Origin of the sequence: Shewanella indica, assembly GCF_033842865.1 — a bacterium.
Classification (GTDB): Bacteria; Pseudomonadota; Gammaproteobacteria; order Enterobacterales; family Shewanellaceae; genus Shewanella; species Shewanella indica.
In genome coordinates, this window is sequence record NZ_JAWXXR010000001.1 from 4,087,568 (window position 1) to 4,103,303 (window position 15,736).

General features: G+C 53.7%; 14 protein-coding genes and 1 pseudogene. 3 read left to right on the top strand and 12 right to left on the bottom strand.

Going from position 1 to position 15,736, the window contains the following annotated elements:
- Nucleotides 1–8: 8 nt before the first annotated feature.
- The 7 genes from SIL79_RS18345 to SIL79_RS18375 form a co-directional block, all read right to left on the bottom strand.
- Entirely contained in the window at nucleotides 9–899 is an 891-nt protein-coding gene (locus SIL79_RS18345) for an ABC transporter ATP-binding protein (protein WP_039033939.1), read from the bottom strand.
- A 258-nt stretch (nucleotides 900–1,157) separates the two neighbouring features.
- The gene (locus SIL79_RS18350) at nucleotides 1,158–1,334 is read right to left on the bottom strand and encodes a hypothetical protein (RefSeq protein WP_162206990.1); all 177 of its coding nucleotides are present in this window, start codon (nucleotides 1,332–1,334) and stop codon (nucleotides 1,158–1,160) included.
- A gap of 144 nt (nucleotides 1,335–1,478) precedes the next feature.
- On the bottom strand, nucleotides 1,479–2,549 hold the full coding sequence (gene oleD, locus SIL79_RS18355) for a 2-alkyl-3-oxoalkanoate reductase (protein WP_405130421.1): 1,071 nt from the start codon (nucleotides 2,547–2,549) through the stop codon (nucleotides 1,479–1,481).
- A gap of 172 nt (nucleotides 2,550–2,721) precedes the next feature.
- On the bottom strand, nucleotides 2,722–4,566 hold the full coding sequence (locus SIL79_RS18360) for a fatty acid CoA ligase family protein (protein WP_162206992.1): 1,845 nt from the start codon (nucleotides 4,564–4,566) through the stop codon (nucleotides 2,722–2,724).
- A gap of 1 nt (nucleotide 4,567) precedes the next feature.
- Nucleotides 4,568–5,554, bottom strand: a complete 987-nt coding sequence (locus SIL79_RS18365) for an alpha/beta fold hydrolase (RefSeq protein WP_162206993.1) — start codon at nucleotides 5,552–5,554, stop codon at nucleotides 4,568–4,570.
- A gap of 87 nt (nucleotides 5,555–5,641) precedes the next feature.
- Nucleotides 5,642–6,691 (bottom strand): 3-oxoacyl-ACP synthase III, encoded by a 1,050-nt coding sequence (locus SIL79_RS18370; protein ID WP_039033935.1) that lies wholly within the window; start codon nucleotides 6,689–6,691, stop codon nucleotides 5,642–5,644.
- Nucleotides 6,692–6,892: 201 nt separating this feature from the next.
- Nucleotides 6,893–8,194 (bottom strand): class I SAM-dependent methyltransferase, encoded by a 1,302-nt coding sequence (locus tag SIL79_RS18375; protein ID WP_233962330.1) that lies wholly within the window; start codon nucleotides 8,192–8,194, stop codon nucleotides 6,893–6,895.
- A gap of 27 nt (nucleotides 8,195–8,221) precedes the next feature.
- On the opposite strand from SIL79_RS18375, the gene SIL79_RS18380 reads away from it, so the two are divergent.
- Nucleotides 8,222–8,416: a hypothetical protein gene (locus SIL79_RS18380; RefSeq protein WP_071476219.1), complete on the top strand. Its 195-nt coding sequence runs from the start codon at nucleotides 8,222–8,224 to the stop codon at nucleotides 8,414–8,416.
- A 311-nt stretch (nucleotides 8,417–8,727) separates the two neighbouring features.
- On the top strand, nucleotides 8,728–8,982 hold the full coding sequence (locus SIL79_RS18385) for a DUF1289 domain-containing protein (protein ID WP_039034010.1): 255 nt from the start codon (nucleotides 8,728–8,730) through the stop codon (nucleotides 8,980–8,982).
- 92 nt (nucleotides 8,983–9,074) lie between these two features.
- On the opposite strand, the pseudogene SIL79_RS18390 reads toward SIL79_RS18385, so the two are convergent.
- The 4 genes and pseudogenes from SIL79_RS18390 to SIL79_RS18405 all read right to left on the bottom strand — a co-directional run bounded on the left by SIL79_RS18390 (nucleotide 9,075) and on the right by SIL79_RS18405 (nucleotide 14,271).
- A pseudogene (locus SIL79_RS18390) lies at nucleotides 9,075–10,600 on the bottom strand (peptide MFS transporter).
- A 355-nt stretch (nucleotides 10,601–10,955) separates the two neighbouring features.
- On the bottom strand, nucleotides 10,956–11,315 hold the full coding sequence (locus SIL79_RS18395; RefSeq protein WP_025009816.1) for a YajD family HNH nuclease: 360 nt from the start codon (nucleotides 11,313–11,315) through the stop codon (nucleotides 10,956–10,958).
- Nucleotides 11,316–11,340: 25 nt separating this feature from the next.
- Nucleotides 11,341–13,326: a BCCT family transporter gene (locus SIL79_RS18400; RefSeq protein ID WP_039033931.1), complete on the bottom strand. Its 1,986-nt coding sequence runs from the start codon at nucleotides 13,324–13,326 to the stop codon at nucleotides 11,341–11,343.
- Nucleotides 13,327–13,677: 351 nt separating this feature from the next.
- The gene (locus SIL79_RS18405; protein ID WP_071476218.1) at nucleotides 13,678–14,271 is read right to left on the bottom strand and encodes a DUF502 domain-containing protein; all 594 of its coding nucleotides are present in this window, start codon (nucleotides 14,269–14,271) and stop codon (nucleotides 13,678–13,680) included.
- 189 nt (nucleotides 14,272–14,460) lie between these two features.
- Here SIL79_RS18405 and SIL79_RS18410 point away from each other — a divergent pair, with 189 nt between their 5' ends.
- Nucleotides 14,461–14,844, top strand: a complete 384-nt coding sequence (locus tag SIL79_RS18410; protein ID WP_039033929.1) for a VOC family protein — start codon at nucleotides 14,461–14,463, stop codon at nucleotides 14,842–14,844.
- 171 nt (nucleotides 14,845–15,015) lie between these two features.
- Here SIL79_RS18410 and phoU read toward each other — a convergent pair whose 3' ends face one another.
- Nucleotides 15,016–15,720: a phosphate signaling complex protein PhoU gene (phoU, locus tag SIL79_RS18415; protein ID WP_039033928.1), complete on the bottom strand. Its 705-nt coding sequence runs from the start codon at nucleotides 15,718–15,720 to the stop codon at nucleotides 15,016–15,018.
- Between the last annotated feature and the right edge of the window lie 16 nt (nucleotides 15,721–15,736).

The following is a 15,736-nucleotide window of genomic DNA, read 5'->3' on the forward strand; positions in this document are numbered from 1 at the left end:
GCAGTTCCTCAGGCAGCCTGAACCGGCTTGCTGTTGCGGTGGCGATGCAGGGTGCTGAAATAAAGATCTTCCAACCCCGGCGTTGCCTGAGTAAAACCTTCCGGCGCCGAATCGGCCCAGACATGCAGCACAGTGCGACCGGCAAACAGGCGTTTGGCAATCACATTGAGCTGTTGTTCAAGCTCGCTGGCCTCGGCCTGGCTAACGGTGCGAGTCCAAATTTTTTGCTCCAAAGAGGCCACCAAATCCATGGGATTACCCTGCAGCAGGATCTGACCACCGGCGAGCACCGCCATATTGGCGCAAAGCTCCGAGACATCTTCCACTATATGGGTCGAGAGGATAATCACCTTCTCTTCCCCCAGGCTCACCAACAGGTTGTGGAAACGGTTGCGCTCCTCAGGATCCAGGCCGGCAGTGGGTTCGTCGACAATCAACAGTTTGGGGTCGCCAAGCAGCGCCTGCGCAATCCCGAAACGTTGACGCATACCGCCGGAAAAACCGCTGACCGCCTTATTCTTGTGTTGATAAAGGTTGGTGTGTGCCAGTAAGCCATCCACCATCTCACGCCGTTCACCCTTGTTGTTGATCCCTTTGAGAATAGCCAGGTGATCGAGCAAGTCCCAGGCGCTGATCCTGGGGTAAACATTAAAATCCTGCGGCAGATACCCCAGGGTCTGGCGCAATTTTTGCGGCTGTTTGAGAATGTCTATGCCGTCGAAACTAATGCTGCCGCTATCGGCACTTTGCAATGCGGCTATGGTGCGCATCAAAGAGGATTTGCCTGCACCGTTGGGACCGAGCAGACCAAACATCCCTTTCTCTACCTGTAGATTTACATTATCCAGAGCCTTAACACCGTTATCATAGGTCTTGCTTAGGGCTTCGATACTGAGCATAGTTTCCTCATGCCGGAGAGATAAATGATGACCAAGCTAGCATGATTTAAACCTTGCGACCCGCAAAACTTGTAACAAAAAATCATACATTTAACATACTTTGTTCGCTAACGCCGATAACCTTTTACTGGACACTTTCTCTTGTGCCGTTTGCCAACGGCTCGCGGCATCATCAAGAAGAATTAGCAGATACATTGATTATCCTGAGCGGGCACCCCTGGTTCGCGCTCCAAAAGATGCCGCCGGTGATGGATTATGCTATGTGCAGCACCTTGGCTGGACTATTTCACTTTTTTGCAGCGCCACCTCAGGAAGGGGCTCAAGGCTGACTTGTCCCAGGCTAAGGCGACTGTCGGCAAGGGTGAGCCTGATACGTTTGGCATTGAATTCGATATAAATAAGCGCCGGCTTTGTGCCGGACAACAGCTGCAACATATCATTTGCTTATGATTTTCTTGAGCTTAGGGAAGCCGACTTCGACTTGCCCCTGCATGCCTTCAGTCAGATGCCTTGAACGCCAATTGCTGTGTAGCCACTCTCTACAAAAGAGAAGGCCACGAGGACTTATTCGCACCTTCCTTAGTTCGAGTGACCAAGAGAGCGCCTTAGCTTACTCATCCCCTGTTCCATACTGACGATAACCCTGTAATCCAAGTCACGCTTGGCGGCTGAGATGTCATAGTAATGGCTGCAGGAAAGCTGTTTGGCGACAAAGCGGGTCATCAACGGCTCCTGCTTGATAGCCAGCAGTCGGTATATTCCTTCGAGCATGGCGCCAATGGCGTAGGCCAAAGTGGCCGGCACCCGCTTTTCCACCGCGGGTAAATTGTCACAGGCAAGAATGCTGTCGAGCATGGCCGCCATAGTCAGGGGCTGATCGTTACTGACAAAATAGGCCTTGCCATTGCAGCGGCTAGGTTCGGCCAGCAGGCTCCTGGCTGCGCTCAGGTGGGCAAAGGCGGCATTGTCGATATAGATGGTGTCCACCAATTTGTCTTCACGGCCCACCAACTTGAGCCGGCCCTTGCGGCCTCGCTCCAGCACGCGGGGCACCAAATGAGGATCGCCAGGCCCCCAAATCAGGTGCGGCCGAATGGCCACTGTCTTCAAGCCCTCTTTGGCACCGGCCAGCACCAACTCTTCCGCTTCCGACTTGGAGGCGCCGTAATGGTTGAGATAACGCCTGGCGTAGGGAACCGACTCATCGATACCGGCCTCATCCTTGCCATCGAAGGTGACACTCGGCGTGCTGGTATAGACCAGATAACCAATCCCCAATTCACGGGCGCAGGCGATGATGTTTTCTGTCCCCAACACATTGGGGCGAAAATAGCTTGCTCTGCTGCCCCAGACTCCAGCCTTGGAGGCAACGTGAAAGATAAGCTCACAGCCATTGAGGGCTTGTTTCAATGCTTGCTTGTCGCAAATATCGGCGCGCACCATGGTGGCGCCCATGGCCTCGAGCGCCGGATAATGGCCCCTGGCCACCCCCACTACCTGAATACCGGCGGCCAGCAGCGGCCGACATATGGCCGCTCCCAAAAAGCCTCCGGCGCCTGTCACCAATACCCGCTTGACTCGGGTCGCGAGTTCCCGGGCCAGCGCCAACAGCTCGGGATGAAGTTCATCATGCCCTTTCTCTTGTGACAAAGCCGCTGTCTCTTGTAATAAAGCAGCAGTCTCTTGTGATAAAGCCGCTGGCAAATCCTGCGACGAGGCCGGTGAACAGTCCCGTGATGACGAGGCTATTGACTCAGGTGATTGAGATCGTGGTGCAGATGTGGCCATAGTGGGTTTCTGTCTCTGTTATCTATTTTGGTTTTCAGCCGTTTCCATCCAACTGTTTTTGCGCCCAAACGGCAAGTTGCTCGCGGAATATCTTGGCATTGTGGCGCACATCCATGGGAAACCCCGGATGCAACATAAAATGCCTGATGCCCCGGGTCAGTGGCTGCTTGTCGGCAAGTGCCTGCAACTCGGTAAACAGCTGTTGCTGCTCGACTGGCGATAGGGATTGCTCAAGCTCGATGCAGATAAGCGGCGCTTTTTCGGGCACAGTGCTATCAGGGGAAGTGCTATCAAGAGAAGTGCTATCAGCGCCAGTAGTATAAGAGAAAGTGCTCTCTTGGACTTTCCCACCGCCGCCAGGCTTATTCTGCGTCAGTTCAACGCCAACCAATGCCGAACGTTTAACCTGAGGATGGGTATTGAAAATCCGCTCACAGGGAATAGACAGATAGCGCTTTTGCAGCTCACCGTCCTCAATGACATCCACTCTGTGGGCCTTACGGCCACACATCCACAAGCTGCCCTCGGCATCAAGATAACCGAGATCGCCCATCCGGTGCAGTTGCCTGCCTTCATAGGCAATTTTGGCCTGCTTGTTGGCGCCTTCGCGGCGATAGTAGCTCTGGTTGACCACAGCGCCGTCAACGACGATTTCGCCTATCTCTCCCGTCGCCAACTCGAGAGTCGGCGACCAGCTGTCGATGGCCTCTTCACTGATCCCTATGATACTGACCCTTATTCCGGATACCGGCTTACCGACACAGATGCCGCCGCCCTTGTCGGTGATGGCGGCGGTAGCGCCAAGCGCCTTGCTGCCAATCATGGAGACAGGCAGGGATTCGGTGGCACCATAGGAGTTGAGCACTTCGACATCCTCGGCCAACATGGCGGAGAAACGCGCTATCGCCTTGGGATCGGCCGGTGCGCCGGCGGATATCACCCGCTTCAGGCTGTGCAGCCGGCGCCCGTTTCCGCCCTGTCCCAAACAGTCGAGCAAGGCGGGATTCACAAACATATTGCTGCAGGCATAGTGCTCTATGGCGGCAAACAGGTTTTCCGGTCTGGCGGTTATCGGTTTGCTGGCATCCATTTCAGGTACAATTGATGCCATCCCCAGCGCCGGACCAAAGAGGGCAAATAGCGGGAAGGTCGACAGATCCCGCTCGCCGGGACGAATGCCATAGTCATGTCGCAGCGCGGTTATCTGCGCCTCAAACATACCGTGGCTGTAAACCACGCCTTTTGGAGTGCCGGTGCTGCCACTGGTAAACAAGATAGCCGCCATCTGCTGCGCGCCGAGCTTCGCCATGGGAAATGTGACTGACTCAGGTGCCCTGGCCAGCAAACGGCTGACACTGCTGCCACCCCAAGGAGGGTTACGGCCAAGAAAGCCTTCACCTGCCGTCAACAACAAGCGGATACTGGGTTTGCCCCAACCGAACAGCAATCTGGCCACATGGGCCTTGGGGATCCCGATAAAGGCGTCGGGCTCGGCTTCCGCCAGACACTGCTTGAGCTTGGCGATCCCCATACCTGGGTCCACCATCACAGGGATGATCCCCGCCTTGAACAGGGCAAAGGTAAGCACAAAAAACTCTATCCCCGGAGTGACCATAAGCACGGCTTTCATCCCGGGCTTGAAGCCATAGTCGAGCAAAGCGCAAGCGAGTCGGTCGCTGTCGCTGTCCAGGGTCTTGAAATCAAGCTCCTGGTAACTGAACTTACCAGCGCGGCGACGCTGCACTGCAACCGCCAGGTCTTCACTCTGACTAATGGCCGCCTGCTTCAGGTGGCGACACAGGTTGTGCCCCTTGGCAGAGTTTGCCTCCGGGGCCGGTTCATTTGCAGCCGCTTGCGAGTCTTCGGCGGGTGGGAGCATCTCAGTCAGCGCTCCCGGCTGGGGTGATTTCCGCCGATACATTTTCTCTAGGGTTAGATGTTTGTTCGTCGGCGCTTTGAGCCACGGCTGTTTCAGCGATAAAGCGGCGAATATGGGCTATCACCTCATCACTGGCGTCTTCAAGAATATAATGGCCGCAGTCGGCAAAGGCGTGCAGCTCGGCTTTTGGCAAACGCTGCTGCCAACCTTCAAGGAAGTGCCGGTCAAAGACAAAGTCCTTGAGGCCCCAAAGAATAATGGTCGGCACTTGGGTAAACTGCTGCAAACTGGCATCAATCGACTGCACCAAGTCCCAGTTTCTGTCGCCGGGCTTGAGCGGAATATCCTGTACAAACCTCAAAGTCGAGATTCGATTTTGCCAGGAGTTGAATGGTGCCACATAAGCGCGGCGCACATCCGCAGCCATGGGCGCACGTTTGACGCCTACATAGGAAGCGGCGGACGAGAAAGCATTGAAGCCCCGTACCAGCAGGGTGCCAAGCGCGGTATCGCGGCAGATTTTCAGCGCCAGCGGTAAGGGCTTGCTCTTTGGCAAACCGAAGGCGGCGGTATTGAGCAGCACCAGGCGTTTAATCCGCTCGGGATAGCGGGCGGCATAGCCCATGCCTATCATGCCGCCCCAGTCATGCAGCACAAGTGTGATATTGCTGCGAATATCCAGACTGTCCAGCAGTGCTTCCAGATCGTCGATACGCTGCGCCAGAGTGTAGTCATAGGCATCATCGCCCGGTTTGTCGGACAAGCCGCAGCCGATATGATCCGGCACCACACATTCATATTGGTCGCTTAACGCCTGCACCAGGTTACGGTAGTAAAAAGACCAGCTGGGGTTACCGTGCACCATCACCACGGCATCGGGGCGTCGGCCGTTAATCCCGGCGGGTTTTTCATGCACATAATGCAGTTTGTGGCCGCCGAGCGTGATGAAATGACGCTTGAACGGGAAGAGTGTATCTAGGGTGGCCATTGGCTATCCTGTTGTTAATTTTGGTTATTTAGGCACTATTCTAATGGGCCCTGTCGAATGGGCATTGTCTAAAACCTGATCAAGGGCTTACCAGCGCAGCCCCAGCATCATGCAGTTGAGCCCAGAGCCTATGCCAAGAAAGCTCACCCGGTCGCCTGCCTGCAAAAAGCCTTCACCATGGGCCAGCGCCGCCGACACAGGCAAAGAGACAGTGCCCATATTGCCAAGGCGGGCAAAGGTGGGAAACTCTTTGTGCTCGGCAATGCCCAGGGCGCCCAGTACTTGCTTTCGGTTGGCAGCACCCACCTGATGACAGATAACCTTATCCACCTGTCCGGCAAGCCACTGGCGCTGCTGCAAAAACTGCTCCCAGGTCTGGCGCGCCAGCTCCACCCCCTCCTTCAAAAGGGCAACGGCATCTGTGCGCATCACCTCACGGTAGAGGCGGTTACCGACCTCGACAAAACCCCACTGACACATCTGATGATGCTCCGGCGCCGCCAACTGACTGGCACCGAGCAACTGATGCTTGCGGGAGGTGGTAAGCGGCAAGCTGCCATCTGTGAGGATAACGGCCACGGCACCTGAGCCGCCGGTCAGGGTGGCCAGAGACGCCGCAAAGTTTGCCATGCTGGGATCGGCCAGCATCTGCTCTATGGACGCCTCGACTATCTCCCGGGATGATTCACAGGACACCACCATACCGGCGCGGATCTGCCCCAGTTCAATACGGTTGGCCACATCCAGAATACCGGACAGGACTCCCAGGCAGGCGTTGCTGATATCAAAAACGGCGCAGTCACGCCCGATACCTATGGCAGAAGCCACAGCGCAAGCCGTGGCCGGCTCATGCTGGTCACGGCACACGCCGGTGTAAACCAAGGCGCCAAGTGCTTTGGGCTCCAGCCCAGTCTCGGCCAGCGCCTTTTGGGCGGCGCACACTGCACCTTGGGAAACCTTGAAGCCCTTGGGCCACCAACGACGCTCCTCAATGCCTGTCAGGGCAGCGAGTTGCCCAATGGGGATACGAAACTTTTGATAAAGCGGCGCAAGCCGGGATTCCAACTCGCGGCTGGACACCATTTCCGGCGCCAACTCATAAGCCAGACTATTGATATACACACGGGAATAATTCATGAAAAGCCAATCGCTCTCTCGGGCGCTCTGTGCCCTTGTTATCTTTTGGGGTCGTGATAATTAACTCTTATGCCCCAGGCTGGCGTCATTTGACCAAGAAACGCCGGGGTATTCAATAAAAAACGCATTAAGCCGGTACCTGGCGCCGACTAATTCCCCGCTTGCGAGACATCTCTGTCCAAGCGGGCCTTGTTATTTCATTTATCGGCCACCAGGCAACCAGGCATGGATCAAAGCGTTGCGCGGCGTGGTGGCCTGTTCGCAAAAGGCGCCGAGCTGTACCCGGTAACCTGCCTCCAACAGGAAACAGACCCTATCAAGCAGCAGGTACCGTTCAATAACCGGCCGAAACAGATGTGCCGCCAAGTCAATACGGGCGGTTAATCTGCGCCTTTGCTCCCCCAAGTGCTGATAGGCGGCAAAATCCACCGCCTCAGGCAATAGCACTCCCTTTTGCGCCGCGGCCCAAAGACAGAACTCCTTAAAGCTGCCGGACAACTGACTCTGCCGCACAGCAGGCAGTGGTAGATAAGTGTCCCGAGTGCGCACTTCACGCTGCAGACTATCGAATCCGAGCCGCCAACTGACCTCTTTGATCCTGTCGGCGCGCGCCTTTTGATTGGCAATAACACTGTGATTAAGCGGCAGTTGCAGCGCCGCCTTATCCAATCGCAGCGCCTGCTCTTGGGCACCTAGACTCAAGGGGGTGATATCGCCGGAGGGCAAGAGGTGATAACAACAAGGGGAAACCGAGACCACGGCGGTACCACTTGCAACCGCGCGGCGCAACAGCGTCAGGTGCAGCTCGCCGCAGGCATGCAGCGCAATGGCATGCTGCTTGGGCTTGAGATAACAAGGCTCGGCAGCAAAGGCATCGGCGCAGACAAATTGCTGCGGCAAGTTACGTTTTTTTGCCGCTAGCTCGCCGGCTTCGCACAAAGATGCTTGCCACTCCAGGCTCAATACCGCCTTGCCGCTCAAGGCGCTGAGCAGGCGCCCGAGATGCCCTTTCCCGGCGCACCACTCCAATAAAGGAAAGGGGTTGTTATGGGTGGCTATAGTATTGGCAAAGCGGCTTATCTGCTGCCATTTTCGGCCCTTGATACCGGCACTGAGCCGGGCCTCGGTTGCCGCGCAGAGCTTAGGTTGGCCATTATCCTTTTCAGGTGCCGGATAATCAAAGAGCTGCCAGGCAAAGTGTCTCTTGTCCCACAGGGCCAATTCCTGCTCGCTCAAACCTGCAGCCAAGGCTGGCCAAAGGGTTGCCAACAACAATGACTGACTGGCATCGACAGTCTCGAGCGCATCGTCATCAATAGCCCAGAGCGCTGCGGCCAGCTTGGCAAAGCGCTGCTGCCAGGGAAGCTTGTGGTGCTCGAAACTTCTGACACTCCAAAGCTCGCGGCTTGAGAGCAACAATTGGCTGAGCTGTTGAAGCTCTGCTTTCACCTCGGGCAAGCTGCAATCAACTGCCGTCAGCCGGGTTTCAACCCTGTAAGCCACTGGCTCGGCTTGCCGGGAGGAATTCTGTTGGCAGTCACACATTTTACTGGCCCGATTAACTTAAAAGGGCTGCATTATAGCCCCTGGCTGCCTTTGAGGAAAATAGCGATCCAAAGCAGCAAACTGGGGGCAAAGCCTTTGCGCAAGCTGGGGTTGAGTCTCCCGCTTGCTGATAGCTTTACAGCCAAAGGAAAAACCAGCAGTAAAGACAAATTCACATAACAAATTGATTAAAAATGGATAATTATTTCAATAAACTATGCCTAAAGCCCGAGTCATCATTTTTCCTGGCGGCCTGGCAACGAAAGCTGCCGCCGCTGTTTTCAGGTATAAATTTGCTCAAAGCTGTTACCGCGGCATCTGCCACAATAGACTGGTGCCCTCAAGCTGGCAAAACTATCGAACGAACTCAATCTAACGAACTCAATCTAACGAAATGGTCGAGTGAAATCGGTCGAGCGAAATCAATCGCGCCAATTCACGGCGCTACATTCGGCCGCTGAACAGAATATTGATAAAAAGGATGTTGAATGATCCAATCTCCCTGTGTGGCGCGCTGCGGCCTCAATGAAGATGACTTTTGTATGGGCTGCCTGCGCCATATAGATGAAATCGTCAATTGGAGCCGCTGCCCGGACGAAGATAAACGCGCCATTATTGCCAAACTCCCGGAGCGAAAACGCGCTTTTTCGGGCATGGAAAACAGCGGCATTATCAGTAGAGACAAATACCTCGAGGCAGAGGCCAGGCTTGGGCGCAGCGACAAGAGCAAAGCAAAAAAAGCGTGATACAACTTCTTAAGCGTTCAAGGCAACCAAGCCTTCAATAAAGAAAAAGACCGCTATTGCGGTCTTTTTGGAATTTATGGGTCACTCAGACATTACTGCGCTGAGCCGGCAGCGCCATTACCGTTATGGGAATGGTGAGTTTCTGTAAGACGACGCATCAGCGGCAATACCGCCAGCGCGATAAAGGTACAAACCAGCGCCGCAATCCCCAACTTGTTGAACAAGCTAGTATAGATAGGCAGAGTCTCAAGCGGATCTGTAATGTTCTTCGGCACACTGGCGAAGTTGGCCACCACCCCCCCAGATACTGAGAGATGCCCGAGGCGACAAAGTAAGCCCCCATCATAAAGCCACCCATGCGCTCAGGTACGTAACGGGCAATCATCGCCAAGCCCAAACCACTGACCAGCAGCTCACCGAGTGAGTATGCACCGTAACCCCAGATCATCACCCAGGAAGAGGTCTTGCCATCGACGGCGAACATACCGGCGAAGCTGTAGATGAAGAAACCCAGCGCCACTACGGCAAAACCCAGTGCGAACTTGGCAGCGATGGAAATATCCTTGTTGTTACGTCCGGCAGAGGCATAAACCCAGGCCAGCACAGGGCTAAGCAACATGATCCAGATAGGGTTCAAGGCCTGGAACTGCGCCGGTGACCAAGTCCACAGATCGACACCGAAGGCCTGGAAGTTCCAATCGACGTTACGCAGGGCAAACAGCGCCAGCGAGGTAGACATCTGCTGGTAGAACACAAAGAAGAATACAGTTTGTACCGTCAGTACCAAGGCGGCTATCAAACCGGCCCGCTCACTGGTTTCACTGTTTTTAATCAGGTAGATAAAGATACCGAGTACGGCAGCACCTGCGGTGTAAACAAAGGCGCGGGCCACATCTTCATATTCAAGGATAAAGGCTGAAGCCACTACAGAAAGGGCCGCCAGGCCGAGTACCGCAAACAGCTTATTCATTTCCACCGGACGGGTATCCGGCTCTGAGCCATAGTTGGCCAGAGTTTTACGCATCATGGCGTAGTTGCCCAGTCCCACCAGTAAGCCCACGCAGCAGACGGCAAAAGCCGCGTGCCAACCGAACTCGTTGCCATAGTTGGCGTTGACGTAATCTTTAATCCAGGGAGTCAACAACATGGAGAAAGTAGAACCTACATTCACCGCCATGTAGTAGATGGTAAAGGCGCTGTCTATCTTGGAGTCGTCCCCCTCATAGATTTTACGCACCAGGTTACCGGCATTGGGTTTGAACAAACCGTTACCGACAACAATTACCCCCAGAGCCGAAAACAGGAACCAGGTGTTTTCGGTTGGCACTGTCATCAAGGCATAACCCAGAGACAGAATACCGGCACCGAGCAACATGGTGCGCTTGGTACCGAGGATCTTATCCCCGACCCAACCACCAATCGCCGGCGACACATAAATCAATGCGGCACAGGCACTCCATACCAGGTTGGCGCGACTGTCCTCAAACCCTAGACGCTGTACCATGAAGTACACGATAAGCGCCTGCATACCGTAATAACCGAAACGTTCCCATAGCTCGATAAGTGACACAGTCATAAAAGAATGTGTCTTACTTACCTTAGGAGACCCTAATGTCATTTTGCTTGCTTCCATCTTGATTTGAAATAATTGTCAGACGAGTATAAAACTGCAGGCCGCACAATCCAACGCAAACTCTGGGGCAAAACACACTTTGTCGCAATTCTCCTACTCAGCTCAAATTCCATTGGCGACTTTTTCAACAATACTGGGTTATTCAAAAGAGTAAAGCGAAGCAAACCTAGCTGTAACAAGGTTTTTTACTGGTTAATGAGAATATTTATCAGTATCAAAATCACCGCAAAGCCAAGGTCAGAACCGCTTTTATCAGCGCCTTTGATATAAAAAAACCGCCCTTGGATAGACGGTTTCCATTGAGTAGCCTACGCCTTATCAGGCCGAGCAAGATAGGCGGTCAATCTTTGGCTGCCATTCTCGCCTTGAGATCGGCAAACGGATTGAAAGTGGCCGGCGCCTGTTTGGCTTCACTGGTGTCGCCGTACTGCACCAGCTCTTCAAACCTGGAATGCTCATTGTCATGGCAGTAGAGGCACAACAGCTCCCAGTTAGAGCCATCTGAAGGGTTATTGTCGTGATTGTGGTCTCTGTGATGCACAGTCAACTCACGCAAGTTCTTGTGGGTGAACTCCCTGGCACAGCGGCCACAAACCCAGGGATACAGCTTGAGCGCCTGCTCCCGATAGCCTTTTTCACGACTCGCCTGATACTCACGGGCCTGTGCCAGCACCCGATCCAATTTACTCTGTTCTGCCATCTTTCTTTTCCGATGAACGGGCCGCTTAGTGGCCCTCTACATATTCTGCACTGGACAGATGCAGATAGTGCAGGTATTTCTCATACTGAGTCACCACATCTGCCTGGATCTGCTCTTCCGTATAACCCATCACATCATAATACTGTCCACCATGTTCGAGAAAGACTTCAACCCGGAAGTAGTTATTTTGTGATTCATCCTCACCTTCTTCCTGAGTTTGATGGGTCACAGGCAGCGTAAAGGCACGGATCCGCAAGCCATAAACAAAAGTCTGCACCTCTTCATTTTCGATAACCAACCTCACCCTGTCTTCATCGTACTGGAGATCAGCATTGATACCGCGGGATAAAAATCCCTGAGAGACCTTGGACAGCGCCGGTGTTGCCACGTTGTCGACAAAGCGCCGCGCCTGCTCGTAAGAGGGATGCGACACCAGCACATCTATTCTGTCTTCCCAGGACACGCTGGTTCTGGCGTACTGCACACTGGTGGTATGCAGCTGCACACTATTGATTTTGAGCCAGTCATCCTGCAACGCCTTGAACAGGCCAAAGCAGATAAGCAACATCACCAACAAGAACGGCATGGCACTGGCAATCGCCGCCGTTTGCAGCGCCTGCAAGCCACCGGCGAGCAGCAGTACAGAAGCCACTAAACCCTGCATCAAAGCCCAAAAAATCCGCTGCCATACAGGTGCATCGGCATCACCGCCTGAGGTGAGGTTGTCGATAACCAAAGAGCCGGAGTCTGACGAAGTCACAAAGAAAGTCACCACCAGACACACGGCGATAATGGACAGCAGATTGGACAGCGGCAAATGCTCAAAGAAAGTAAACAGGGCGACCGATACATCGGTGGAAACCGCAGTAGCCAGATATTCTGCGCCATGATTCATGATGGCATCTATCGCCGAATTACCGAAAACCGTCATCCACAAGAAGGTGAAACCACTGGGAACAAACAAAATCCCCACCAGAAACTCACGAATGGTACGGCCACGGGAGACCCGGGCGATAAAGGTACCGACAAAAGGTGACCAGGAGATCCACCAGCCCCAGTAAAGCAGAGTCCAGCCACCGAGCCAATCATTCTTCTGCTCGTAGGCATAAAGGTTGAAGGTCTTGCTCACCAGTTCACTCAGGTAACCACCTGTGTTTTGCACGAAAGACTGCAGCAGAGCGACGGTTGGACCAAACAGCAGCACTATCATCATCAGCACAAAAGCCAGCCCAAGGTTAAGCTCACTTAAGCGCTTTACCCCCTTATCAAGGCCGGAAAACACAGAGCCTGTGGCGATAAGAGTAATACCTATGATCAGTGCCACCTGCACCCCGGTATTGATAGGGAATATATCACCCAATAGATAATTAAGCCCCGAGTTAACCTGCAATACCCCGAAACCCAAAGAGGTAGCCACACCAAACATGGTACCCAATACGGCAAAAGTATCGACACAGTGACCTATAGGGCCATAAATACGTTCGCCAATCAGAGGGTAAAGTGCGCTTCGTGGCAGCAGTGGCAACTTATGCCGATAACTGAAATAGGCCAGACTCAAGGCCACTACCGCATAGATGGCCCAGGCATGAATACCCCAGTGAAAGAAGGTGATCTTCATCGCCTCTTTGGCGGCTTCAACTGTATGGGGATCGGCGTCAGGCGGCGCCAGATAATGCATCACAGGCTCACCGACCCCAAAGAACATCAAGCCTATTCCCATACCGGCAGAGAACAGCATGGCAATCCAGCTCTTGTAGCTGTAATCCGGCTCGGCATGATCCGGCCCAAGTTTGATATCACCGAAGCGACTCACCATCACAAAGATGATAAATACCAGAAAAATCGCCACGCCCATGATGTAGAGCCAACCCGCCTTTAGCTCCAGCCAAGATTGAGCTGCCTTGAACAATTCCTGTGCCTCATTCGGCCAAACCGCGCCGACAAACACCAGAATAGCGATACAGATCAGTGACGAAAAAAACACCGGAGGATTAATACTCGACTTAATCAAATTTTGCGCTCCTTTTTACGGATAATTAGCGCCGCCTGCGAGCAAGTTCCTAAATTATAGCGGAACTCGGCCGGGGACAACGCTTATCCAAAGCCACACCAAAAGCTTATAGAGTGTTTATGTGCAATATGTGACACCCTTCCGCGGACAAGCTCTCGGCTTGATTTAAATGGAAGAGTTAGGGCCCACCGGGATCAAAGTGTTGGCGGGACAGACAAGATTACCGTGGCATAGTGAATGGCAATCGACTCAGACACAAACTGCTACTTTTGGCAACAATCGGCGCTGATTATACACAAAAATGAATAAAATGGGGAGTCTATAGCAACTCCAGCTCAAAGAATCATCACTTTAGTCCTTCACGACCTTGGGGGTTTGCGAAATGCCCGCTGTCAGATTAAAGCGCATCGCCTCCTCGAATGACCAATTCACCATGATCAAATCCTCTCGCTTGACCAGGCTGGTAACTCCGGCCATCTGGTAAGAGAGTTGAAACAGCACAGGCACCCAGTCCCCTTCGGGCAAGGCATCGAGCAGCGGCTGAGGTGGCTTGTCTGTCATGATAAAGCCGACCACAAAACCGCCGTTGGCCTGACGCACCAATACCGTCTGTTGCGACTTGGGCTTACTGCTATCACGGTTCATCAAAGAAGCGATATCACGAATACTGCCGTAGACAGACTTGAACAGGGGAAAGCGCATCAACTGCCGTTCAATCCAGCTCCAGAGCCAGACGATGGGGCTGACAGAAAACAGTAACCCGGCAATAAACACCAAGGCTGTGACCAATATAAAACCTGCCCCTATGAACACAGTATCCATGCCCAGCAAAGAAAAGAGTAACTTGCCCAGGCTGTCGAGAGATTCAAACAGGGACCAGAACAGCCAGAGACTAAGCGCCATGGGCAGCAGATTAAGCAAGCCGCGGATCAGGGTTTGTTTCATTAAATTCCTCTTGATATTTAAGACTGTATTAAGCGCAGGACAGAGGCGCAAAGGAAGGTTTCTCGGCGGCCCCTTCCCCAACAGGCACTCAACTCTGTATCCTGACAGAGACGCAAATCGATAGCAAAATGTTGTGCATTACCCCGAAAGGCCGCTGTGTCTCCCGGGGGCGATAAGGAGAATAGCAGCATGCGCGTAACCCGACTGGACCACCTGGTGTTGACCGTCCGCGACATAGAGCAAAGTGTCGCCTTCTACCAAAAATTGGGCATGAAACGCCAAACCTTTGCCGATAACAGAACGGCGCTGCAATTTGGCGATCAGAAAATCAACCTGCACCAACTTGGCCGCGAATATTACCCCAATGCCGCCAAAGCCCAAAGTGGTTCGGCGGACTTGTGTTTTATCACCTGTGGTTCACTCAAGGATACTATGGCACATCTCAGTGCCATGGGAATTGACATCGAAGAAGGTCCCGTCGCCCGTACCGGCGCCACAGGCCCGATAGATTCAGTCTATATTCGCGATCCTGACGGTAACCTGATCGAACTGGCAGAATATCGCGTTGACTAGGCTGCGTTTTGACTAGGCTGGGGTTGACCAAGAGCTCCGTTAACCAAGAGATCCGTTAACTAAGTGCTCTGTTGACCGCACGGTGCAGCCTACCGGGCTGCACCGCCCCAAACAGCGACAAAAAAGCCGCTTGAATCTAAGCGGCTTTCTCTGAGACTTCCGGATAAGAGCTTACAGCTCTTTTTCCATCTCCTCGTAGGAGACATGGCGTACGTCTTTGCCTTTTACGTAGTAAATCACGTACTCACAGATGTTTTTGCAGCGGTCCCCTACCCGCTCAACCGCGCGGGCAGCCCAGAGCACATCCAGCACGCCGGGGATAGAGCGGGGATCTTCCATCATGTAAGTCATCAGTTGGCGAATGATGCCTTCATATTCCTTGTCCAACTTGGCATCTTCCTTGTGCAGCTCCAACGCCGACTCGGCGTCCATCCGCGCCAGCGCATCCAGGGTCGAATTCAACATGCGGGTGGCATGACGCCCCATGGACTCAATGCTGACCAGCAGTGGCTGCTGATTATTGCTGCGCTTCTCCTGTGCCGCCTTGGCAATACGCACGCAGGCATCGCCGATGCGCTCAAGATCGGCAATCGTCTTGGAGATAGCTATCACCAGGCGTAAGTCGCTGGCCGCCGGCTGGCGCTTGGCAATGATGCGGGTACACTCTTCGTCTATCATCACCTCCATGCCGTTGACCTTGTGATCGCCCTCGATCACCTTCTGTGCCAGTTCGGCATCCAGGCTGCCCAGGGCATCCAGCGCCTGTTCCAACTGGCGCTCTACCATACCGCCCATGGCCAGTACCCGGTTGCGGATATCTTCCAGTTCAGCGCTGAACTGGCCTGAGATATGTTTATTCAGGTTCTTGTTTTCCATTTGCTTCCCCTTGCTC